General features: G+C 44.0%; 21 protein-coding genes. 11 read left to right on the forward strand and 10 right to left on the reverse strand.

All coding sequences use genetic code 11. The features are described from left to right. Nucleotides 1–49: 49 nt before the first annotated feature. Nucleotides 50–2,251 (forward strand): sodium-translocating pyrophosphatase, encoded by a 2,202-nt coding sequence (locus tag HPS55_RS01125; protein ID WP_172173790.1) that lies wholly within the window; start codon nt 50–52, stop codon nt 2,249–2,251. Nucleotides 2,252–2,534: 283 nt separating this feature from the next. On the opposite strand, the gene HPS55_RS01130 is transcribed toward HPS55_RS01125, so the two are convergent. Both HPS55_RS01130 and HPS55_RS01135 read right to left on the reverse strand, forming a co-directional pair. Further along, nucleotides 2,535–4,091 carry a DUF4270 domain-containing protein gene (locus HPS55_RS01130; protein ID WP_349665756.1) on the reverse strand — a complete coding sequence of 519 codons (1,557 nt, stop codon included), beginning with the start codon at nt 4,089–4,091 and terminating at the stop codon, nt 2,535–2,537. Further along, entirely contained in the window at nt 4,057–4,863 is an 807-nt protein-coding gene (locus HPS55_RS01135) for a glycogen/starch synthase (RefSeq protein ID WP_172173793.1), read from the reverse strand. Before HPS55_RS01135 ends, HPS55_RS01130 begins: the two co-directional genes overlap by 35 nt. A gap of 183 nt (nt 4,864–5,046) precedes the next feature. Here HPS55_RS01135 and panC point away from each other — a divergent pair, with 183 nt between their 5' ends. Both panC and panD read left to right on the forward strand, forming a co-directional pair. Further along, on the forward strand, nt 5,047–5,901 hold the full coding sequence (gene panC, locus HPS55_RS01140; RefSeq protein WP_172173796.1) for a pantoate--beta-alanine ligase: 855 nt from the start codon (nt 5,047–5,049) through the stop codon (nt 5,899–5,901). Further along, on the forward strand, nt 5,898–6,242 hold the full coding sequence (gene panD / locus HPS55_RS01145; RefSeq protein WP_172173799.1) for an aspartate 1-decarboxylase: 345 nt from the start codon (nt 5,898–5,900) through the stop codon (nt 6,240–6,242). Before panC ends, panD begins: the two co-directional genes overlap by 4 nt. A 134-nt stretch (nt 6,243–6,376) precedes the next feature. Here panD and HPS55_RS01150 read toward each other — a convergent pair whose 3' ends face one another. The 4 genes from HPS55_RS01150 to mce are packed head-to-tail and all read right to left on the reverse strand — an operon-like array spanning nt 6,377 to nt 9,010. Then, entirely contained in the window at nt 6,377–6,802 is a 426-nt protein-coding gene (locus HPS55_RS01150; protein WP_172173802.1) for a biotin/lipoyl-containing protein, read from the reverse strand. 25 nt (nt 6,803–6,827) lie between these two features. After that, a complete protein-coding gene (locus tag HPS55_RS01155) occupies nt 6,828–6,980 on the reverse strand; it encodes a hypothetical protein (RefSeq protein WP_172173805.1) in 153 nt (50 codons plus the stop codon). A 33-nt stretch (nt 6,981–7,013) separates the two neighbouring features. Beyond that, nucleotides 7,014–8,579, reverse strand: coding sequence for an acyl-CoA carboxylase subunit beta (locus HPS55_RS01160; RefSeq protein ID WP_172173808.1), 1,566 nt, complete (start codon nt 8,577–8,579; stop codon nt 7,014–7,016). A gap of 26 nt (nt 8,580–8,605) precedes the next feature. Continuing rightward, nucleotides 8,606–9,010, reverse strand: a complete 405-nt coding sequence (mce, locus tag HPS55_RS01165) for a methylmalonyl-CoA epimerase (protein ID WP_172173811.1) — start codon at nt 9,008–9,010, stop codon at nt 8,606–8,608. Between the two features lie 323 nt (nt 9,011–9,333). On the opposite strand from mce, the gene HPS55_RS01170 reads away from it, so the two are divergent. Further along, entirely contained in the window at nt 9,334–10,959 is a 1,626-nt protein-coding gene (locus HPS55_RS01170) for an ABC transporter ATP-binding protein (protein ID WP_172173814.1), read from the forward strand. Nucleotides 10,960–10,981: 22 nt separating this feature from the next. On the opposite strand, the gene HPS55_RS01175 is transcribed toward HPS55_RS01170, so the two are convergent. The 4 genes from HPS55_RS01175 to HPS55_RS01190 form a co-directional block, all read right to left on the reverse strand. Continuing rightward, nucleotides 10,982–11,497, reverse strand: coding sequence for a methylated-DNA--[protein]-cysteine S-methyltransferase (locus HPS55_RS01175; protein ID WP_172173817.1), 516 nt, complete (start codon nt 11,495–11,497; stop codon nt 10,982–10,984). 322 nt (nt 11,498–11,819) lie between these two features. Next, nucleotides 11,820–12,290 carry a peptidase S41 gene (locus tag HPS55_RS01180; protein ID WP_172173820.1) on the reverse strand — a complete coding sequence of 157 codons (471 nt, stop codon included), beginning with the start codon at nt 12,288–12,290 and terminating at the stop codon, nt 11,820–11,822. Beyond that, nucleotides 12,287–13,174 carry a hypothetical protein gene (locus HPS55_RS01185; protein WP_216653093.1) on the reverse strand — a complete coding sequence of 296 codons (888 nt, stop codon included), beginning with the start codon at nt 13,172–13,174 and terminating at the stop codon, nt 12,287–12,289. The genes HPS55_RS01180 and HPS55_RS01185 overlap by 4 nt, the downstream gene beginning before the upstream one ends. A gap of 59 nt (nt 13,175–13,233) precedes the next feature. Beyond that, nucleotides 13,234–13,956 carry a glycoside hydrolase family 25 protein gene (locus tag HPS55_RS01190; RefSeq protein WP_172174391.1) on the reverse strand — a complete coding sequence of 241 codons (723 nt, stop codon included), beginning with the start codon at nt 13,954–13,956 and terminating at the stop codon, nt 13,234–13,236. A 79-nt stretch (nt 13,957–14,035) separates the two neighbouring features. On the opposite strand from HPS55_RS01190, the gene HPS55_RS01195 reads away from it, so the two are divergent. The 7 genes from HPS55_RS01195 to HPS55_RS01225 all read left to right on the forward strand — a co-directional run bounded on the left by HPS55_RS01195 (nt 14,036) and on the right by HPS55_RS01225 (nt 22,654). Further along, nucleotides 14,036–15,295 carry a clostripain-related cysteine peptidase gene (locus HPS55_RS01195; protein ID WP_172173823.1) on the forward strand — a complete coding sequence of 420 codons (1,260 nt, stop codon included), beginning with the start codon at nt 14,036–14,038 and terminating at the stop codon, nt 15,293–15,295. Nucleotides 15,296–15,366: 71 nt separating this feature from the next. Beyond that, nucleotides 15,367–17,082, forward strand: a complete 1,716-nt coding sequence (locus HPS55_RS01200) for a glutamine--tRNA ligase/YqeY domain fusion protein (protein WP_172173826.1) — start codon at nt 15,367–15,369, stop codon at nt 17,080–17,082. Next, entirely contained in the window at nt 17,079–18,509 is a 1,431-nt protein-coding gene (locus HPS55_RS01205; RefSeq protein ID WP_172173829.1) for a tetratricopeptide repeat protein, read from the forward strand. Before HPS55_RS01200 ends, HPS55_RS01205 begins: the two co-directional genes overlap by 4 nt. Continuing rightward, nucleotides 18,506–19,147 carry a DedA family protein gene (locus HPS55_RS01210; protein ID WP_172173832.1) on the forward strand — a complete coding sequence of 214 codons (642 nt, stop codon included), beginning with the start codon at nt 18,506–18,508 and terminating at the stop codon, nt 19,145–19,147. The genes HPS55_RS01205 and HPS55_RS01210 overlap by 4 nt, the downstream gene beginning before the upstream one ends. Before the next feature lie 124 nt (nt 19,148–19,271). After that, entirely contained in the window at nt 19,272–20,342 is a 1,071-nt protein-coding gene (locus HPS55_RS01215; RefSeq protein WP_172173834.1) for a mannose-1-phosphate guanylyltransferase, read from the forward strand. Between the two features lie 40 nt (nt 20,343–20,382). Next, nucleotides 20,383–21,477: a GDP-mannose 4,6-dehydratase gene (gene gmd, locus HPS55_RS01220; RefSeq protein ID WP_172173837.1), complete on the forward strand. Its 1,095-nt coding sequence runs from the start codon at nt 20,383–20,385 to the stop codon at nt 21,475–21,477. A 7-nt stretch (nt 21,478–21,484) separates the two neighbouring features. After that, nucleotides 21,485–22,654 (forward strand): GDP-L-fucose synthase family protein, encoded by a 1,170-nt coding sequence (locus HPS55_RS01225; protein WP_172173840.1) that lies wholly within the window; start codon nt 21,485–21,487, stop codon nt 22,652–22,654. The last annotated feature ends 123 nt before the right edge of the window (nt 22,655–22,777 follow it).

The following is a 22,777-nucleotide window of genomic DNA, read 5'->3' on the forward strand; positions in this document are numbered from 1 at the left end:
CTCCTTTTTGTCTTGAATCAATTAAACCTAACTTTAAAACAACAAAACAATGAACATCCCATCAGCTTTTTGGTTAGTTCCGGTTGCCTCTGTGGCAGCTTTAGGAATGGCTTGGTTCTTTTTCCGTCAGATGATGCACGAAGAAGAAGGTACTCCACGCATGAAGGAAATAGCGGGCCACGTGCGACGCGGTGCCATGGCTTATCTAAAACAACAATACAAAGTCGTAGGCGCGGTTTTTGTTATTCTCGCTCTTGTATTCGCATTCATGGCTTATGTCCTGCATGTACAGAACCCATGGGTGCCGTTTGCATTTCTCACCGGCGGACTGTTTTCCGGTCTTGCCGGATTTTTCGGTATGAAGACAGCCACATACGCATCTGCACGTACGGCCAACGCTGCACGACAAGGTCTGAACAAAGGACTGAAAATAGCATTTCGCAGCGGAGCCGTCATGGGACTTGTGGTTGTAGGCCTTGGTCTGCTTGACATTGCCATTTGGTTCCTTGTACTGAGCTATTTCTATAATGGCGACAGCATGGCTCTCGTTACAATAACAACAACTATGCTCACATTCGGTATGGGTGCTTCAACACAAGCATTGTTCGCACGTGTAGGCGGCGGCATATATACCAAAGCTGCCGACGTTGGAGCCGACCTCGTAGGAAAAGTCGAGGCCAATATCCCTGAAGACGATCCGAGAAACCCCGCAACAATAGCCGACAACGTCGGTGACAATGTAGGCGATGTGGCGGGCATGGGTGCCGACCTGTACGAAAGCTATTGCGGAAGTATACTCAGTACCGCAGCTCTCGGAGCCACGGCATTCGCTCTCAACGGCGAAATGCAGCTTAAAGCGGTCATCGCCCCAATGATTATCGCATCTGTAGGCATATTCCTTTCACTGCTTGGTATATTCCTTGTACGAACAAAGGAAGGAGCCACAATGAAAGACCTGCTCCATTCTCTCGGACTCGGAACAAATGTTTCAGCCATACTGATAGCCATTGCCTCATTCATCATACTTTATATGCTTCAACTTGACAACTGGCTCGGCATGTCATTCTCTGTAGTAACCGGTCTGCTTGCAGGAGTAATAATAGGACAGGGCACCGAATACTACACAAGTCACACATACAAACCTACACAGAGTATTGCCGAATCGTCACAGACCGGGGCTGCAACTGTCATCATAAAAGGTATCGGTACCGGCATGATTTCAACAATGATTCCGGTAATAACCATATCTGTAGCCATAATTATGAGTTATCTCTGTGCCAATCATTTCGACCTGTCAATGAATGCCGAAAGCATATCAAAAGGTCTCTATGGCATTGGCATAGCAGCGGTAGGTATGCTCTCTACACTTGGAATTACATTGGCAACAGATGCCTATGGGCCCATCGCAGATAATGCCGGAGGTAATGCCGAAATGAGCGAACTCGGTGAAGAGGTGCGTCACCGTACTGACGCACTCGACGCATTGGGCAATACGACAGCCGCTACAGGAAAAGGATTTGCCATCGGAAGCGCGGCACTGACAGCTCTTGCACTGCTTGCATCATACGTAGAAGAGATAAAGATTGCCATGATACGTGCTGCAGACGAAGGAAAGATATTCGTAGACAATCTGGGCGAAACATTCAATCCTGCCACCGCCAACATGATAGACTATATGAACTTCTTCCAAGTAAACCTGATGAATCCAAAAGTACTTGTCGGAGCATTCATCGGCGGTATGTCAGCATTCCTTTTCTGCGGATTGACAATGGGAGCTGTAGGACGTGCAGCACAGACGATGGTTGAAGAAGTACGCCGCCAGTTCCGCGAAATAAAAGGAATACTCGAAGGCAAAGCCACTCCCGACTACGGGCGTTGCGTGGAGATAAGCACAAGGTCAGCCCAACGTGAAATGATATTCCCGAGTCTGCTTGCCATTATCATTCCCATCGCTGTAGGAATAATCCTTGGAGTAGCTGGAGTTATGGGACTGCTCGTCGGCGGACTTACAGCCGGGTTTACACTTGCCGTTTTCATGGCCAATGCCGGAGGTGCATGGGACAATGCCAAGAAGATGGTAGAGGAAGGAAACTTCGGAGGCAAAGGTTCCGACTGCCATAAAGCAACAATTGTCGGTGACACAGTAGGAGACCCGTTTAAAGACACCTCCGGTCCATCACTCAACATTTTGATTAAATTAATGTCGATGGTAAGCATTGTCATGGCCGGGCTTACCATTGCATTTATTTAACACGCATCCTATAGGTTAACATAAAAATCTTTGCACGCCCAAAACAATATCAGGAGGCTGTGTCTGACACAGCCTCCTGTTTGTAACTTGTTATGTCATCCGAAATACCTTTTATTCAAAAATACTTTTAAAGAACTTCTTCTCTGACCTTATATCTTGTATCATAAGTATTTGCGCTCATTGACTTTGGCAAATGCTTTCTCTTTTTCAAATAAGCCTGCTTGCGGATTTCATATTTCTCCAGACTGTTCTCTATATAATTATCAGCCATAAACAATAGATACTAATCTTTGGTAAACCTGTTGTATATCACACTTATCTTTATCGGCTGGCGACTGTTACGATACCCCCCGACAAGACGTGTACTACGTAACGACATTTCGTTTGATACATTAGTTACTGACGAAGATGACGATGATTCGTTATACGAAATTGTTATCGGCACCAACACTACCTTATTCCAGTTTTCTGTTGCCTTTCCATTTCTCTTGTTTTCATACATCATGGATATCAATGTGGATATGTTGTTAAACGTATATGTATTATACTTTCCACTATATGTGCCGACAAAAGATGTCTTGTTGTCAGGCAAGTTGTTCTCTTCAAAGAAACTGTAAAGACTATCTGCCGGAATCATCAGGATCTGCGTGGGAGCTATATACGGAGTTTTTACATCATCATCTGCATTGATTCGGTTGAACACTATCTTTGCTGAACTTACAGTATCACGCTCATGCCCAAACTTTATCTCATCTACAGGCAAAGTCACTTCTGTGAATATTCCAGCCGGAGTTTTCAAGTATGTACATGAACTGTCTGCTGCAAGCTGCTCTATTCTGTTACGGTCATTCTGTATGTTGGTTGTCTGCAACACCTCCTTAGTTCCAGACAGCAACAGCGAACCTGTATATACCGAGTCGTTGCTTTCATACTGATAATATGTAACAAGATCTGTCAGATATACCTCTGACATAACTCCTACTCCATCAGTGGATTTTATATAGAACCCAGGGCACACATTATGAATGAAATTATATGAATTCTTAAAGAAATCAGGATTCTCATAATATTTTCTCATAATATATGTACCATAGTTCTCATATTCATTCCCGTCAACATCATAATACTTGGTATTCATTGGTATTGAGACAGTCTCCATGTTTGTTTTATCAACAATCATACCGCGCAGACTGTCTTTCAGATTCAGGTCAACTGGAGTATATACCTTATTCACCTTCAAGGCTTTGTTGTCAGAGCGTAACATTCCTTCTGCCTCCGGATCAAAATTAGTATAATACAATTCATTCTCCTTTACAGGGGTCTTCATCTCATATGCGGTTAGTCTCATTGGGTTTAGCGAGTCACCCATGGAAGAATAAAAATAAATTTGAATCCTGCATGAGTCTGCTATGATTTCTCCGTTTGCATTGCGACTGAATATACTATCCTTTTTAGGCAATATCTGCATTTCGTCAAATGATTCCATCACAGCAAATTGTGTGGTATAGTTGCTTGTGACATATGTTCCAGTTTCCGGGTCTTTCATGTGCCCAAGATAACTATACTGACTACGGGACAATACGGAGTCTACAACGACAGATCTGGTCCTCACATTAAAAGTATCTGTTATAATCTGAAACTGATCTACATTGTTCGTAAGTGAATTACCTAAAGTATCCGTAGTGTCATCACATGAAATCAAGAGAATCGAGGTCAACACGATTCCTGACAGAAATTTCATTTTCATCATTGAAATGCTAAATCTTAAATGATATATATCCTTGTAGTTTATTCCTGATAAAGTTTTAATCCTCGCATATCTGATTATAGAATTTCTCATAGGAATCTACAAAATCCGTACCGGGATTCTTAAGTAACGGAATATTTTGCCGCATTGCATAATCGGCCAAGTCCGCACTTACATCATCTCCGACTTCTATTACCCCGTCGGAATTATCTATCGCAAGCTTTATCAATTCATCGAAATCAAAATTGTCACTGTACTTTCCTAACAAGTCAGCCTTTACATCGCGAAACTCAAGACTTCTCTTGAAATTATCCCCAATGCTTTTATTCAAACTCTTAGGAAAAAGAGATGTTACAACCTTTGTGTTTGCAAAGGAAGGCTCCTCATGATATGCTGTCTTAACATAAAGCGGAACAACAGAACTCATCCAACCTTGACAATGAATTATATCCGGAACCCAACGCAACTTCTTGACTGTCTCAAGTACACCACGGGCAAAGAAGATAGCACGCTCTCCATTATCTGAATATTCTTCACCTTTTTCATCAGAAGCCATCAGACGTTTGGTGAAATAGTCATCATTATCTATGAAATAGACTTGAATCCTTGACGACTGAATAGAAGCTACCTTAATTATCAACGGATGATCCGTATCGTCAATGATAAGATTCATTCCCGATAGCCTGATAACTTCATGCAACTGTCCGCGACGTTCATTTATATTTCCCCATTTCGGCATGAATGTACGTATCTCATATCCTTTTTCCTGCATGAATTGTGGAAGATTACGTCCCATCAGCGAAAGCGAGCTGTCAGGAACATACGGAGAGATTTCTTGGTTGATGAATAATATTTTCTTTGCCATGACATGATATTTAATTAGATGCAAAGTTACGATTTTTTTTTGGCATTTTATTAAAACAACAATCTATTTTAGATAAATAGGCATTTAATTTGGCATATTTTTACTATATTTTTTCCTTATTTGGTAAAAATGTTGTTATTTTGCACCCAATTTGAATTGAAACATTAAATTGTTTAATAAGACATGGAAGTTTTTCATAAGATTGTTGATATTCAGAACGAACTCGCTGAAGTCCGTAAGAATGGTAAAAAGATTGGCTTAGTGCCCACAATGGGCGCGTTGCACGATGGACATGCATCCTTAATAAAAACCAGTGTTGCAGAAAATGACGTTACGGTTGTTTCCGTTTTCGTAAATCCCACACAGTTCAACGACAAGAATGACTTGAAAAATTATCCGCGCAACCTCGAAGCCGACGGCCGCCTCATCAACAACTGCGGAGCTGATTATATATTTGCCCCCTCTGTGGACGAGATATATCCGGAACCTGACACCCGACACTTTGAATACCCTCCGGTATCCACCGTTATGGAAGGAGCACACCGCCCCGGACATTTCAACGGCGTATGCCAGATTGTAAGCCGTTTATTCTACATCACCACCCCTGATGTGGCTTATTTCGGTGAGAAAGACTGGCAACAGATAGCTGTTGTGAAAGCTATGGTCAAAGACTTGAACATAAACGTCAAGATCAGTGAATGCCCCATCATACGCGACAAAGACGGCTTAGCGCTCTCCAGCCGCAACTCATTGCTGTCTACCGATGAGCGGGCCATAGCTCCGACCATATACAAAACACTGGTAGCCAGCATAGATTTCGCCAAAAATCACACAGTACAAGAGACTCACGACTACGTTGTGGAAAACATCAACTCTGTCAACGGACTGAAAGTGGAATACTTTTCCATTGTCGACGGCCTCACATTGCAGGACGTCGCAACATGGGACACCACCCCATACGTCGTAGGATGTATAACGGTGTATTGTGGCAAAAAACCAATAAGACTTATTGATCACATAAAGTATAAAGAACAATGATGATTAATGTATTGAAGTCGAAATTACACTGCGTCACCGTAACCGAGGCCAACCTCAACTACATGGGTAGCATAACCATTGACGAAGACTTGATGGACGCAGCCGGAATGATAGCCGGAGAAAAAGTACAGATTGTAAACAATAACAACGGAGAACGGTTCGAAACCTATATCATCAAGGGAGAACGCGGCTCGGGCTGTATCTGCCTCAACGGAGCTGCAGCAAGAAAGGTACAGGTCGGAGACGTGTGCATTATCATATCATATGCCCTGATGGATTTTGAAGAAGCAAAAGGATTCAAACCGTCAGTAGTATTTCCCAAAGAAGGAAACAGACTATAGTCGGAAACGGACAACACAAAGCAATAAAAGACACGGAGAAACGCCATACGGGGCAGTGCCCCACATTCTATTTCTCCGTGTCTTGCTCTATTTATAAGGACAAAGCCATCTCATCCAAAGGCCCTGTGCTTATTTTATTCTATCACTACGAGAGGATCACCCTCCATCACGCTCTGTCCTTCCTGAACGCAGACAGCCGTCACCTTGCCTGACTTTTCAGCCTCAAGGTTATTTGCCATCTTCATTGCTTCAAGTACAACAACGATGTCACCGGCAGACACCTCGTCACCAACGGCAACCTTTATCTCAGTTATCACACCGGGCAGAGGAGACTTCACGGCATTCTGAGATCTGGCACCGGCACCACCGGCCGGTGCAGCTTTAGGCTCGACAACAGCCACGGGACGGACAACCTTGGGCTTTTCTATCTTTTTCTCCTCACGTTCCATCTCCACCTTATATACTTCACCGTTTACCGTAACATCAGCAATGTTGTCAGTAATGTCACCGATGACAACGTCATACTTGTTTCCGTTGATTGTATACTTATACTCTTTCATATCAATAATGTCTCAACCTTGTTGTTTATGGATGTGCAGTCATTTGCAAGGCATGTCCGTTCCACTGAGTGTCACGTCTTACAATCGTAATCTTGCCGGACTCGCTGTCGTGGACATTGTTGCCCTCAAACTCATGCAGAGCCAATGCTATTGCAGCAAATATTTCCTTATTGTCCATAAGAGTTAATTATAAAAAATACAACACCCTTTATTACATCGGGATGTTTCCATGCTTCTTGGCAGGCAAACTCTCACGCTTTGTTGCAAGTTGAGCCAAAGCACGGCAGATACGGAAACGAGTATTACGGGGCTCTATCACGTCGTCAATGTATCCATACTTCGCAGCCTGATACGGGTTGGCAAACATCTCTGTATACTCTTCCTCTTTCTCTGCAAGGAAAGCCTTGACATCTTCACCGGCCTCCTTCTTTGCCTTAGCCTCCTTGGCACTAAGTACAGCGACTGCTCCCGAAGCACCCATAACGGCTATCTCCGCCGACGGCCAAGCATAGTTAAGGTCTGCACGCAACTGCTTGCAACCCATCACGATATGACTTCCTCCATAGCTCTTACGCAGTGTGACTGTAATCTTTGGCACAGTAGCCTCCCCATAAGCGTAGAGCAACTTTGCTCCGTGCAGGATTACGGCATTGTACTCCTGACCTGTACCCGGCAAGAATCCTGGTACATCAACAAGCGAAACAATCGGAATATTGAAAGCATCACAGAAACGTACGAAACGTGCTCCCTTACGGCTGGCGTTAACATCAAGAACACCTGCATAGCATGACGGCTGATTGGCTACGATACCTACACTCTGTCCATTGAAGCGGGCAAAACCCACAATGATGTTTCTCGCAAACTTAGGCTGTACCTCGAAAAACTCACCTTCGTCGACAATGGCACCAATCACCTTGTACATATCGTAAGCCTCATTCGGATTCTCGGGGATAATTTCATTGAGACTATCTTCCAAACGATCTATCGGGTCCTCACACTTCTTGCGTGGAGCCATTTCCATGTTGTTGGACGGAATATAGCTCATCAGAGTCTTTATCATCTGCAGACCTTCTTCCTCGGTAGATGCAGTGAAATGTGTAACACCACTCTTGGTGGCATGCACACTTGCACCGCCCAAATGTTCCTGATCTATATCCTCGCCTGTAACAGTTTTTACAACCTTCGGACCGGTAAGGAACATGTAAGACGTATTCTCCATCATAAGAGTGAAATCGGTTAGCGCTGGAGAATAAACGGCACCACCGGCACAAGGACCAAAGATACCGCTGATTTGCGGGATAACACCCGAGGCAAGAATATTCCTTTCGAATATTTCTCCATAACCGGCAAGAGCGCAGATACCCTCCTGAATGCGTGCGCCACCCGAGTCATTGATACCGATTACAGGCGCACCCATCTTCATGGCCATGTCCATAACCTTACATATCTTCTGCGACATAGTCTCAGACAGCGAACCGCCGTTCACTGTAAAATCCTGGGCAAAGATGAATACCAAACGACCGTCGATTGTTCCCGAACCGGCAACAACACCATCACCCAAATACTGCTTCTTTTCCATTCCGAAGTTTGTACAACGGTGAAGTTTGAACATGTCGTACTCTTCGAAACTGCCTTCATCAAGCAGCATGTCTATGCGTTCACGTGCCGTGTACTTGCCACGTGCATGCTGTTTTTCGATAGCCTTCTCACCTCCTCCAAGACGGGCCTGTTCACGCTTTTCTATAAGCTGCTTGATTTTTTCTAATTGCTTGCTCATTATAGTATATCGTTCTTAATAATATATTAATGTTCACAAAGTTCTGTAAGGATTCCTACTGTCGATTTGGGATGAAGGAATGCTATATTAAGGCTTTCTGCACCCTTGCGCGGAGCTTTGTCTATGAGCTTTATGCCCTTTGCATCACACTCGGCCAAAGCATTCGCCACACCATCCTCAACAGCAAATGCGACATGATGCACACCATGATTGCCCTTGTCAAGCCACTTCTGTATTGTGCTGTCCGGAGATGTCGGTTCGAGAAGCTCCAACTTCACCTCTCCGCACTTCAAAAAAGCGGTCTTCACTTTCTGATCTTCCACAACTTCAACATTATAGCATTTCAAGCCTAATACTTCCTCAAAATAAGGCAGGGATTCATCTATGCTCTGCACAGCGATTCCCAAATGTTCTATATGAGAAACCTTCATAAATAAACTTTTTTATAAAACGGTTAATATTAACATTGGCTGCAAAGTTAGCAATTATTATCAAGAATTAAGAAACAACTATTGAAAATATTGTTAAGTAATTAAAGTTTAAATGTATAATCTCATGTTTTTATTGTACATTTGCGTCCGGTATACAAATCACATTATCCAATAAGACGCATTTTCATGAGTTATAATTCGATATTCTTTATGACATTGCAGTTGACATACATGACAATTTGAGAATATACACTTATGCAGGCAGTATCTTGTTTGACAATGTTGAAAATAAAAAACAATAAATTAATGATATTATATATATCATGCAGATAAAAGAATATATCTTATGGCTATGGAAAACAACCAAGGGAGTGCGTGCAACCATGGCATGCAACACTATTTTCGGAATCCTGCATGTCGGCACATCCATATTCTTTATTTGGACAAGCAAACATCTGATAGACATAGCCACCGGCAAAAGTGAAGGTCCGTTTGTTCTTTTTGTATGTATTATAGTGGTATGCGTTGTACTACAACAGCTGCTTTCCGCTGTAATAAAGAGACAAGAATCACTGACAGAAACAAAACTTGCAAACAGACTACGCCACAGTCTTTTCATTCATATCATGAAAGGTCCTTTGACGAGTAGTGAAAACATACATACGGGCGACATCATCAATCGTTTGGAAAAGGATGTCAACATTGTAGCCAACCTTCTGAGCCATGTGATACCATCCGGCTGTGTAACATCTATCCGTATGTTTGCCGCTTTTATTTTCCTGCTGTCATTGGATATACGGTTGGCCGGAATCATTTTATTAATCATGCCTGTAACATTACTGTCAAGCAAAAGGCATATCCACAAGATGCGAAAACTTACAGAAAATATCAGGATTACGGACAGCCATATACAAATTTATCTGCAGGACAATTTGCAACACCGGACATTGATTTCCGCATTGTCCGCCACAAACTTGGCTTCACAACGCTTATTCTCATTACAGAACATCCTTTACCGGCAAATAAAATGCAGAACCGATTTTTACATATTCTCCCGGACAATGGTACAGTCTGGATTTGCCGCAGGCCACACAACAGCTTTTCTGTGGGGTGTTTTCTGCCTATGGCAAGGTACGGTGACATTCGGAACCGTAACAGCATTTATACAATTGGCAAATCAAGTGCAACAACCTATTGTAAAACTTGGAAATCACATCATGGCCTTTATCCATACATTTACATCCGTAGAGCGGTTGAACGGATTGGCAACATTGAAAACAGAGAAACAGGACACTCCGATAAAGCTGGGAAACATGCCTGGGATCAGACTTGAAAATGTATATTTTTCTTATCCGAATGATGACCGCAACATCATTGAGAATTTTTCCCACAACTTCATTCCGGGCAGCCTTACAGCCATACTTGGAAAGTCCGGAACAGGTAAAAGCACACTGCTGCATCTGTTGGCTGCACTGCTGATACCCCAAAAAGGAAACATCATTTTATACGACAGGAAACAAGAAGCTGTCGCTTCGCCACAGACACGTTGCAACATCGTATATGTACCACAGGGAAATACACTCCTCAATGGAACCATACGTGACAATCTGCTGTTAGGAAAGCCCGATGCCTCGGATGAAGAATTGCACGATGCTCTTATTGTATCCGCCGCCGATTTCGTTTACGAATTGCCCCAAGGACTGAATACACCTTGCAGAGAACTTGGTACCGGACTCAGCGAAGGCCAGGCACAGCGCATAGCTATTGCCAGAGGCCTGCTTCATACAGGCGGCATACTGCTATTGGACGAACCGACCGCTTCGCTTGACAAGGATACTGAACGGATTCTTCTTGACAGACTGACCGAATCTGTTCTTGACAAAACTATAATTATCGTAACACATAAACAAAGTACCGCACAGTTCTGTACTCACATTGTAAACATATAACTATAACGGTAAGCTACACACATCAGAAAACACATTCCAGTTCCAACAACATCCGCTTGGCATCAAGCCCACCACCGTAACCCGTAAGCGAATTATCGCTGCCTATGACACGGTGACAAGGAACAAAAACAGATATCGAATTTGCCCCATTGGCATTAGCCACCGCACGTACAGCACCTGGCTTCCCTATGCGACGTGCCATATCACCATAGGAAAACGTCACACCGAAAGGTATCTTCAACAGTTCCCGCCACACTGTTTTCTGAAAATCCGTTCCTACAAGCAACAACGGGACATCAAACTCACGGCGCTGCCGCGCAAAATATTCGTCGAGCTGTCGCGCAGCTTCTTCCGTCACCGCTGATGTCCCCTCTTCAAAATCGGCCTGCAATATCCGCCTCAACCGTCTGTCCACACGTTCGCGGTGGTTCTCAATCTGCCAGTCACACAGACAAAGTTTGCCATCGAATGAGCCAAGCACCAAAACACCACACGGCGATTGGTAATGTCTTACGATTATGCCATTACTTTTTTTCATATCCACATGCAAATTTACATATAAATCGCGAGAAATCCATACCGGTAGGATAAAGAAAATGATTCTCATTTAAGTTAGTCAACAAAATTAATTTAAATGTTTTGCATTCCCAAAGTGCCACTTTTGCATTGTAAAAGTGCCACTTTCACATCCTAAAAGCGGCACTTTTACAATGCAATATTGGCCATTATAGAAATGAAAGTTTTCGTTAAGTCAAATGAGCAGAGTAAAACTTGTTTCAACTCTGCCATGGCGAGAAAACGCGCATTAATATGAACTAAAATTTATAAACAAACAATACTTGTTGTATATATGCAAACGCCTACTTACCACAAGGAAACAACTTCAACCATATTCTCTCATAGAAAGCCAACAGATAGCGTCTGACTGGAGTGAGAGTTATCCATATTTCAGAATAAAACCTCCACTTAATTCCGGTAACCATATCAGGAACATCTCTTCCCTTGCGATAAAAACCAAGGGCAACTCCAACTACATTGTCCATTATGCAGTTTTCAACGTCACGTATATTTCCGTCGCCTTGCAGCGTCAGCAGATTGCCCTCTATCCGGATGACACGATGCAACACATAATATCCCATAACCGTTTCAGCAAGCACCACATCCCCTATCCTAACTGAGTTGCAAGGCCCCAAAATAATTTTATCCCTGCTGCCCTCAAGGAAAATACGCATACTCAATCCCCTAACCCGAAAAGTTATAGTGTGCCCATCGTCTATCAACCTTTTAATTTCCGGAACAAGGACTTCATTAGGGATAAATACCGTTTTCATCCCGTTATAGTTCTAAAACTTAATCTGACTGCCATTTCGTCCGGCCTGCATTTCAGACTGTAGACAGGTATTCTTTCTACGATACCCGACACGATATCACAAATTTTGCCATAAGATGATTTATCCCATACCATCGCTGAACATGAAGACAATATAGAGGTAAAAGCCTTGATACACGATTCCTTTTTAATAATGTTTTCCGGACATTGTTCCAATTTAACAAAAGCGCCAACCTCAACACTGACATTACGATAACATGGAGTCTTGCCGCTCCATGGTGTGCCATACACATAAATTTTCCCATCTTGCGGCATAAACCGTATGGCAGGATTGTCGTCATTGAGGAGTTCGGAACCAGTAATATATCTATGCCACAGTCTCGAATGAGTGCTCTTGCCTGTTCCGCTTTGTCCAAGAAACAAATAACCCTTATTGCCGTACATTGTAACGGAAGAATGCATCAGCACGATATTATTATATACACCGGAAAAAGCAAAGGCTATCATTACGGCGTTGTTCAGACCAAGAAACCGATGTTCGGTGTCTCCAAACAAAGAAACCCGACAGATAGAAAAATCTTCGTTTACTTCCATCGAGCAACACGTTTTTTTAGCAGAATCGTCTATCAGAATTTTATATCCATTGGATATTTTATACACCACATATCCGATTCCGTCACATCCGAATCGTCCTATATCCTTGCCTTCCGGCTTAAGCGACACCAAATCTGATCCTACTGTCATAACAAAGATAGGCAACTCTACCGCAGGAAGCGCCTGTATACGAAATGGGACATAAGAGGAAGTAAGGAGACGCGTATCCTCACCTTGAATACAATTCAAGCAAAACAGTGCATCCGCTACACGAAAATATAATTCTTTCATTAATTTAATGTATTAAAAACAATGCGGCATGCGTGCACCGGATTGCTCAGGCAACATATTTATTCTTCTGACACTTGATTTATTATATGCCTGAAAAGTATTTCACTCAGCACATGTTCTCCCATAAAACGGCTTTTGTCTATATATCCGGACACTCCGGCTATACGGCCTTTACTCGTATACTGCCACATGGTTATATCACGTCCGTCGGCCAACACAGGCTCACTGTCCGTATATTGGGCTATCATAAGCGGATAGCCGTCAATCTTGCCACAGAGATGTTTATTGTAAAAATTGGTATAAGTATAAAGCAACGGTTTCTGCTTGTATTCCTTCTCCACAAGTTGTATGAACAGCATGAGCGAATCGCAGAACTCATCTGTAGACAACCCTCCGGTGGTCTCTATGTCCACCATTGGCAACAGGTCCTGATCACCGGGCAGACATTGCATCTTGAAATTCTCCAACTGCCGCTTCTGTTCTGTCTTGGGACGATAGAAATGATAGCTTCCCACCTTGACACCATTGTTTTGGGCGAGTTCTATATTTCGTTTGTACATGTGGTCGATACGATCACCTCCCTCCGTGGCCTTAAGATAGACGTATGCCATCTTGGCGTTGGCACCGATATGCTCCCAAAATACTTCTCCCTGATAATGGCTCAAATCTATGCCATGTATATGTGTACACGTATCTTCACATTGCTCATAGACATCCTGTGCGACCACATCTACAGACGCCGACAACAGCAAAGACACGACAAATAATGTCAGTTTACTCATCATTGAAAACAAAAAATTTGATTGCAAAGGTACTAACTATTAATAAAAAAAGCGTATCTTTGCCGAAAAATATGTGATTATGAAATATTTCTTAACCATGATATGTGCTGCCATATTGCTCATATCGTGCGACAGCGATGATGAATGCATAAACACCGAAATAAAGGAACCGGCCATATATCCAAAGGCCGAACGCACTGTCATTGTGTATATATCGGCAGAAAACAATCTCTCTCCATTCGCAACAAGCGACATCAACGAGATGGCAAGAGGCTCGATTATGATGCCGGCCAACACCAACCTGATAGCATTCGTAGACAAGAACGATAAAAACAAACCGCCATACATCCTGCGCATGAGAAACGGAGAAATGGAGACGGACACTTATTACAATAACGACACCGACTTCTATGCCTCCGATCCTGAGCGCATGTACGAGACACTTCACTGGATAATGACACGCTATCCGGCCGAGACTTACGGTTTGGTATTGTGGGGACATGCCAGCGGATGGGTGATAGAAAAAGATTCCATATCCCCCTCACCGGCCATGAACAAGCCGCAGAGAGCTTATGGAGTGGACTATGGCACAGACAATATTACCGGTAACGGGGCAAAATGGATGAACATACCGTCAATGGCCGGAGCATTGGGACGGCTGCCCCACAGGCTGCTTTTCATCTTTGCCGACTGCTGCAACTTTCAGAATGCAGAGGTTGCATACGAATTGCGGAACGTGACCGACTACATAATAGCCTCACCGGCCGAAATACCAAACGTAGGAGCACCGTATGATAAAGTCGTACCCGACATGTTCGATACCTCTGATGACTTCTACAAGAAAATGGTTGACGACTACCACTCGATGAAGACCAATGCCGGAGAACAAGTACCGCTGTCGGTGGTAAAGACAAGTGGGATGGAAGCACTGGCCAAAGCCACACAAGAACTGACGGCACTGCTCGGACAAGCCGGCAAATATCCCTATACGGAAAATTTGATATACTACCGTCATACAAAAAAATACGGTGATGTGAAACTTATGCTTGACATGAACGATATTATGCTGCGCAACATCAGTGAAGAGGTATACGGAAGATGGAAGACTGTATACGACAGAACCGTAATCTACAAGGCCATGAGCAAAAAATGGATGACAGACGGACTGGTAGACTTCGACTTCGACATGAACGAAGAGAAATTCGGTGGCATGAGCATGTTCGTTCCATTGGAAATTTACGATAAAAAAGGCTACGACTTCTGTGAGACTATACAAAAAATGACATGGTATTATGCCGCAGGTGTAGACAAATGTTATACCGGAAGCATAAAAAACTAAACAACAAAAGGTTATTATGAATTAATTTCGTAACTTTGCAACCACAAAAACGATAAAAAGAATCAAACACTATGGTAGAGAAGAACTGTACAGGAAACGAGGAGAAGAGAAGTCTGAGCTTTGTCGAGCAGATGGTGGAGGGAGACCTTGCGGCCGGCAAGAACGGCAGCAGAATACAGACACGCTTTCCGCCCGAGCCCAACGGATATATACATATAGGTCATGCAAAAGCCATATGTATGGACTTCGGTGTGGCCGACAACTACGGCGGTGTATGCAATCTGCGCTTTGACGATACCAATCCGTCAAAAGAGAACAACGAATATGTCGACTCTATACTGAACGACATACAATGGCTCGGATTCAAATGGGGCAACTTATACTATGCATCCGACTATTTCCAGCAGTTGTGGGACTTTGCCGTATGGATGATTAAGAAAGGTTTTGCTTATATCGATGAACAGACATCGGAACAGATGGCTGCACAGAAGGGCACACCAACCGTAGCGGGAACAGAAAGCCCTTACCGCAACCGTCCAGTGGAGGAAAACCTTGAACTGTTCAACAAAATGAATACTCCCGAGGCTGTCGAAGGTTCGATGGTGTTGCGCGCCAAACTTGACATGACCAACCCGAACATGCACTTCCGTGATCCGGTGATATACCGCATAATACATACACCCCATCACCGTACTGGAACGAAATGGCACGCATACCCCATGTACGACTTTGCACACGGACAGAGTGACTACTTCGAGGGAGTGACCCACTCTATATGTACTCTCGAGTTTGTGCCCCACCGCCCACTTTACGACAAACTTGTAGACCTGCTGAAAGAATACGAGGCTGAAAACGGGCATACACCCGACTACCGTCCGCGGCAGATCGAGTTCAACCGCTTGAACCTGACATATACCGTAATGAGCAAACGTAAGTTGCACACCCTCGTAGACGAGAGTCTGGTAAACGGATGGGACGACCCGCGAATGCCAACTGTATGCGGAATGCGACGCCGAGGATATTCGGCACAGAGCATCCGAAACTTCATACGCTCGATAGGATACACAAAGTTTGACGCACTCAATGACTATGCCCTACTTGAGGCCGCCGTACGCGACGACCTTAACAAACGGGCATGCCGTGTCTCGGCTGTGCTCAACCCTGTAAAACTCATCATTACAAACTATCCCGAGGGTCAAACCGAAGAAATGATTGCAGTAAACAATCCTGAAAACGAGGCTGACGGTACACATACCATCACTTTCAGTCGTGAGCTATGGATAGAGCGTGAAGACTTCATGGAAGACGCACCAAAAAAATTCTTCCGACTCTCACCGGGAAAGGAAGTAAGACTGAAGAACTCATATATAATAATGTGCACAGGATGCAAGAAGAATGCCGACGGTGAGGTTGAGGAAATATACGCCGAGTACGATCCACAAAGCAAGAGCGGAGAAGAAGGGGCAAACAGAAAAGTGAAAGGTACGCTACATTGGGTCAGTGCTGCCCATTGTATAGAGGCAGAAGTACGTCTGTACGACAGACTTTTCAGTGTGGAAAACCCGTCGGCCGACGAACGCGACTTCCGTGAATTACTCAACCCCGAATCACTTACCGTGCTGAACAAATGCTATGTGGAAAAGTATCTCGCAGAAAAGAAGCCTGGAGACTTTTTACAGTTCCAACGCATAGGATATTTCACTCCCGACTCTGACTCTAAGCCGGAGAGACTGATATTCAACCGTACTGTAGGACTGAAAGACACATGGGCTAAGATCAATAAATGATGCAGACAGGTGACGAATATTTCGACAGCAAGGAATTCAGGGATATTCTGACGTCATATGAAGAATCCGTCAGGTCCGGACTACCCATATTTATGGATGCAGACGACCTGACGGATATAGCAGACTATTACAATTATACAGGTGACACCGACAGAGCAAATGAAGTAATAGACTTTGCACTGAACATGAATCCGGGAGCCACCACTCCACTTGTATTCAAGGCAAGGGCGGCACTTGAAAATGAAAATATCGCTTTAGCCGAAGAACTTGCAGAAAAAATCATCGACAAAGACGATCCCGACTACAAATATCTCAAGGCGGAAATACTGATTGCCCAAAATAAAATAGACAAGGCTGAGGAATTTCTGAACGAATATTCCGAGACAATAGAACAGGATGAATATGAGGATTTCATCATCGATGTGGCCAATCTATACGCTGACTACGGAGTTTACGACATGGCATATAAATGGATGAATATCGGTAACGAGAGTCAACTTCCAGAATACAAGGAATTGAAGGCAAGAGTGCTGTTCGGCATGGAAATGTATAGTGACAGTGCAAAAGTCTACAACGAACTGATAGACAGCAATCCATATTCTAAAAGATATTGGAATTCGCTGGCAAGTGCACAGTTCATGAACGAAGACTATGACGAAGCCATTACAAGCAGCGAATATGCAATAGCAATAGACCCCAAAGATTCCTACGGTCTTTTGGCCAAAGCCAACTCATTGTATCGTCTGAACAAGTATAAAGAAGCTCTCGACTACTACGGAAGATATTGCGAGATAAATCCGACAGACGAGTTCGGAAGGTTGCACAAAGGTATATGTCTTGTCAATCTGTCACGATATGAGGATGCCATAGAACAATTGGAAACAGCATTGTCAGTTGCTAAACCTGATTCGACGTATATTGTACAGATATATCAGGAAATGGCGTTCGCCTATAGTGCAATACGAAATCCGGAAAAAGCCATTGAGTATATAGACAAGACTGACTCAATGGACTGCGACCATACGGACATGAAAGTGCTGCGTGGCCACATACTATTGGAGAACGGACGCTACAATGAAGCGGAAGAAATGTTTCATGAAGCCATTATCAATGCTGAAAACGCTCCCGTCATAGTGCTGCGCATAATAGTATCACTGTATGACAACAAATATCTTGACACAGCATACAAGATGTTCAAGAAGTTATTTACAATGGTAGATGACGATTTCCTTGCCGGATATTCATACATGGCATTATGTTGCTGGGACATGAAACTGACAGATGAATTCATGCATTATCTGAAAATCGCCGTGGAAAAAAATCCGAATGAGGCAAAAAATGTTCTCGGCCATCTGTTTCCCAAAGACACTGATGCTAAAAATTATTATAATTATATGTACGATAAACTTAAAAGCAAAGATAAATGAACATACTATACAATCTCCTTGACAATCTAAACTATCTCACGATATTCATTCTTATGACCATCGAGAGTACATTCATTCCATTTCCCTCAGAAGTTGTGGTTCCGCCAGCAGCCTACAACGCAGCAGCCGGAGAGCTAAACATATTCCTTGTAGTGCTTTTCGCTACAATAGGTGCCGATGTGGGCGCAGCCATAAACTATGGTCTGGCATATTATCTTGGACGTCCCGTGATATACCGTTTTGCCGAAAGCCGCCTGGGACGTATATGCCTGCTCAACCGTCATAAAATAGAAATGAGCGAGAAATTCTTTTCCGACCACGGTATGGTCGCCACACTTGTAGGGCGCGTTCTGCCAGGAATCAGACAACTGATATCAATTCCCGCCGGACTGGCACGTATGAACTTCGGCAAGTTTATCCTCTACACCACAATTGGTGCCGGATGTTGGAACATAATCCTTGCTACAATGGGATGGTATCTGCACTCATTCGTACCGAAAAGCCAACTCAGTGACAAGATTACAGAATATTCCGAATACATCAAAATAACTATTATCGCTGTTTTATTACTCGTTATTGCATATTTCACAATAAAAATTCTGATAAAAAGATACGGCAATACTAATAAAAACAAATAGGCCCAACGGATTACATATCTCTGTTTTTAGAATACAAAAGCAATTAATATAGATACCAAAAGGACAACAACATAAAGACAAGTCCTACAGATATATCATTATTATCAATAAATCATAATTATTTATGGCGACAACAAACAACCATTTAGTAATCATGGCAGGCGGCGTTGGTAGCCGTTTTTGGCCGATGAGCACGGCAGAAAAACCCAAACAGTTCATAGACGTGCTCGGCGTTGGCAAATCACTCCTGCAACTGACGGCAGAAAGATTCAATGGCATTTGCGAGCCTCACAACATCTGGGTCGTAACCAACAGAAACTATGTGGACATCGTGAGACAACAGCTGCCCGACATACCGACAGGCAACATTCTCTGCGAACCATGCCGCCGCAATACAGCACCGTGTATAGCCTACGTCAGTTGGAAAATAAAATCACAGGATCCGAAAGCCAATATCGTTGTGTCGCCAAGCGACCATATTGTGACAAATACTACAGAATTTACCCGCATCATGTCAAGGTGTATGGAATTTACAAATGAGACCGACTCCATAGTAACACTTGGTATCAAACCATCACGCCCAGAAACAGGCTATGGTTACATACAGGCCGATTTGTCATCAAGCTCATTGCGCAACAAAGAGATATTCCGTGTAGACTCATTCCGCGAGAAACCAGACATTGAAACGGCACAACAATATATACAAAAGAATGACTACTTTTGGAATGCCGGCATATTCGTATGGAACGTAAATACCATAATCAACGCATTCCGCGTATATCAACCGACAATGGCAAAGATATTCGAATCGCTCATACCTATATACGGCACAGGCAAGGAACAGGAAGAAATAGACAGATTATTCCCCGAATGTGAAAACATCTCTGTAGACTACGCCATCATGGAAAAGGCTGAAGAAATATTCGTATGTCCAGCCGATTTCGGATGGAGCGACCTGGGAACATGGGGGTCATTGCAAACGCAGACACATAAGGATCTGTATGGCAACAGCTGTATAGGCAATGACATCAGTCTGTTCGAAACCCACAACTGTATGATACACACCACCCAAGAGAAAAAAGTGGTAATCCAAGGACTTGACGGATATATCGTAGCCGAGAACAACAACACTTTGCTTATCTGCAAACTCTCTGAAGAACAACGCATAAAACAATTCTCCGGACAAGACAAATAATGAAGTTATATTAAGAATAGTAAGTTTATAAAAGAAGAAAATGGAAAGAAAAGTTGCATTAATCACAGGTGTCACCGGTCAGGACGGTTCATACCTGTCAGAGTTTCTTATCGAGAAAGGCTATGACGTACATGGCATCATACGCCGTAGCTCGGTTGACTATCGCGAACGTATAGCCCATCTTGAGGGTCATCCGCAATTCCACCTGCACTATGCCGATATGGGCGACTCAATGTCTCTCGTAAAGGTTATAGGCAAAGTACAACCAACGGAAATATACAATCTTGCAGCACAGAGCCATGTACAGGTATCGTTCGACTCGCCCGAATTCACTGCCGACGTAGACGCCACTGGTGTTCTCCGCGTGCTTGAAGCCGTACGCGCCAACCATCTTGAGCAGACGTGCCGGATATATCAAGCATCGACATCCGAACTTTACGGCAAGGTTGAGGAAGTTCCGCAAAACGAGAAGACCCCTTTCCACCCATACTCACCATACGCTGTAGCCAAACTTTACGGTTTCTGGATAATCAAGGAATACCGCGAGGCATACAACATGTTCTGCTGTTCCGGCATATTATTCAACCACGAGTCCGAGCGCCGCGGTGAAACATTCGTTACAAGAAAGATCACCCTCGCAGCAGCACGCATAGCACAAGGCAAGCAAGACAAACTTTATCTGGGCAACCTTTCGTCACTGCGTGACTGGGGATACGCCAAAGATTATGTCGAGTGCATGTGGCTCATCCTACAGCACGACACTCCTGAGGACTTCGTCATAGCTACGGGCGTACAGCATTCCGTTCGCGAATTCTGCCAATACGCATTCCGTGCCGCCGGCATAGAGGTTGAGTTCAAGGGAGAGGGAATGGATGAGAAAGGATACGACGTGAAGACCGGCAAGTGCATCATAGAAGTATCACCCGACTTTTACCGTCCTACCGACGTGGTAAACCTTTGGGGAGATCCCACCAAAGCACGCAAAGAACTGGGATGGGATCCACAGAAGACAACATTCGAGGAGCTCGTCAGCATAATGGTCAAGCACGACATGCAGAAAGTTGCTGCCGACCACGTGGCAAGCGTAATGCGCACCAACCTTGCAGAATATCTGGAGAAAGGACTTGTGAAGTAATAGTTATATGTTAGACAAGAACAGTAAAATTTATATCGCCGGTCATCACGGACTCGTGGGGTCGGCGATATGGAATAATCTGAAACAGCGGGGCTACAATAATCTTATAGGCCGCAGTCACAGCGAACTCGACCTTACAGACCAGACCGCAGTGAAAAAATTCTTCGACGAAGAGCGCCCCGATGCAGTTGTCTTGGCCGCGGCTTTCGTAGGCGGCATAATGGCCAACTTCCTCTACCGCGCAGACTTCATCATGCAGAACATGCTAATGCAGTGCAATGTGATAGGCAATGCCTACTCGCATGGCGTGAAAAAACTGTTATTCCTCGGTTCGACATGTATATATCCAAAGGATGCACCACAGCCGATGAAAGAAGATGTGCTGCTCACATCACCATTGGAATACAGCAATGAGGAATATGCGATAGCAAAAATTGCAGGACTGAAGATGTGCGAAAGCTACAACCTGCAATACGGCACCAATTATATCGCCGTAATGCCGACCAATCTCTACGGCCCCAATGACAATTTCCATCTTGAGAACAGCCACGTAATGCCGGCCATGATGCGCAAAATCTATCTGGCCAAACTCATACACGACGGCAACTGGAACTCTATCCGTACCGATATGGACAAGCGTCCGGTTGAAGGAGTGACAGGCAGCAACTGCAACGACGAGATACTGACGGTACTTGCAAAGTACGGCATCAGTGACAACCGCGTGGTGCTTTGGGGCACAGGTACACCGCTCCGCGAATTCCTATGGAGCGAAGATATGGCCGACGCCAGCGTGCACGTGCTACTGAATGTAGACTTCAAGGACATCATCGGCATAGAGAAATACTCTTCCGTATTCTACGGAAAGACAACTACAGGTGCCGTTGACCGCAACAACAGTGAAGGTCGCGGCGGTGCAATCCCGTCTCTTGGCGAGATTCGCAACTGCCATATCAATGTAGGAACAGGCAAAGAACTCACCATCCGCGAACTTTCCGAACTTGTCGTCAAGGCTGTCGGTTTCAAAGGAACAGTGGAATTTGACGCCTCCAAACCGGACGGAACACCGCGTAAACTTATCGACGTGGAGAAACTCCACTCACTCGGATGGACCCACAAGGTAGAGATAGAAGACGGCGTGCAGAAACTGTTCGAATGGTATCAGGACAGTCTGCGGTAGCCTGCAACAGTCATTACTATATAATTATCCCGCATAATATACAATAACGGAAATAATAATTCGGATATATCCGTATAAAGCGATTCCCCCTGTAACTTCTTTAATGGAAGAACAGGGGGAATT

It is taken from the genome of Xylanibacter rodentium (assembly GCF_013166575.1).
In the GTDB taxonomy this organism is placed as follows: Bacteria; Bacteroidota; Bacteroidia; order Bacteroidales; family Bacteroidaceae; genus Prevotella; species Prevotella rodentium.

Coding starts and splice junctions, on each gene's coding strand:
- HPS55_RS01200 (WP_172173826.1), top strand. CDS start 15,367: ATGGTAGAGAAGAACTGTACAGGAAACGAGGAGAAGAGAAGTCTGAGC.
- HPS55_RS01185 (WP_216653093.1), bottom strand. CDS start 13,174: ATGAAAGAATTATATTTTCGTGTAGCGGATGCACTGTTTTGCTTGAAT.
- HPS55_RS01150 (WP_172173802.1), bottom strand. CDS start 6,802: ATGAAAGAGTATAAGTATACAATCAACGGAAACAAGTATGACGTTGTC.
- HPS55_RS01155 (WP_172173805.1), bottom strand. CDS start 6,980: ATGGACAATAAGGAAATATTTGCTGCAATAGCATTGGCTCTGCATGAG.
- panC (WP_172173796.1), top strand. CDS start 5,047: ATGGAAGTTTTTCATAAGATTGTTGATATTCAGAACGAACTCGCTGAA.
- HPS55_RS01210 (WP_172173832.1), top strand. CDS start 18,506: ATGAACATACTATACAATCTCCTTGACAATCTAAACTATCTCACGATA.
- gmd (WP_172173837.1), top strand. CDS start 20,383: ATGGAAAGAAAAGTTGCATTAATCACAGGTGTCACCGGTCAGGACGGT.
- mce (WP_172173811.1), bottom strand. CDS start 9,010: ATGAAGGTTTCTCATATAGAACATTTGGGAATCGCTGTGCAGAGCATA.
- HPS55_RS01180 (WP_172173820.1), bottom strand. CDS start 12,290: ATGAAAACGGTATTTATCCCTAATGAAGTCCTTGTTCCGGAAATTAAA.
- HPS55_RS01175 (WP_172173817.1), bottom strand. CDS start 11,497: ATGAAAAAAAGTAATGGCATAATCGTAAGACATTACCAATCGCCGTGT.
- HPS55_RS01125 (WP_172173790.1), top strand. CDS start 50: ATGAACATCCCATCAGCTTTTTGGTTAGTTCCGGTTGCCTCTGTGGCA.
- panD (WP_172173799.1), top strand. CDS start 5,898: ATGATGATTAATGTATTGAAGTCGAAATTACACTGCGTCACCGTAACC.
- HPS55_RS01160 (WP_172173808.1), bottom strand. CDS start 8,579: ATGAGCAAGCAATTAGAAAAAATCAAGCAGCTTATAGAAAAGCGTGAA.
- HPS55_RS01190 (WP_172174391.1), bottom strand. CDS start 13,956: ATGAGTAAACTGACATTATTTGTCGTGTCTTTGCTGTTGTCGGCGTCT.
- HPS55_RS01205 (WP_172173829.1), top strand. CDS start 17,079: ATGATGCAGACAGGTGACGAATATTTCGACAGCAAGGAATTCAGGGAT.
- HPS55_RS01130 (WP_349665756.1), bottom strand. CDS start 4,091: ATGAGAAATTCTATAATCAGATATGCGAGGATTAAAACTTTATCAGGA.
- HPS55_RS01135 (WP_172173793.1), bottom strand. CDS start 4,863: ATGGCAAAGAAAATATTATTCATCAACCAAGAAATCTCTCCGTATGTT.
- HPS55_RS01195 (WP_172173823.1), top strand. CDS start 14,036: ATGAAATATTTCTTAACCATGATATGTGCTGCCATATTGCTCATATCG.
- HPS55_RS01215 (WP_172173834.1), top strand. CDS start 19,272: ATGGCGACAACAAACAACCATTTAGTAATCATGGCAGGCGGCGTTGGT.
- HPS55_RS01170 (WP_172173814.1), top strand. CDS start 9,334: ATGCAGATAAAAGAATATATCTTATGGCTATGGAAAACAACCAAGGGA.
- HPS55_RS01225 (WP_172173840.1), top strand. CDS start 21,485: ATGTTAGACAAGAACAGTAAAATTTATATCGCCGGTCATCACGGACTC.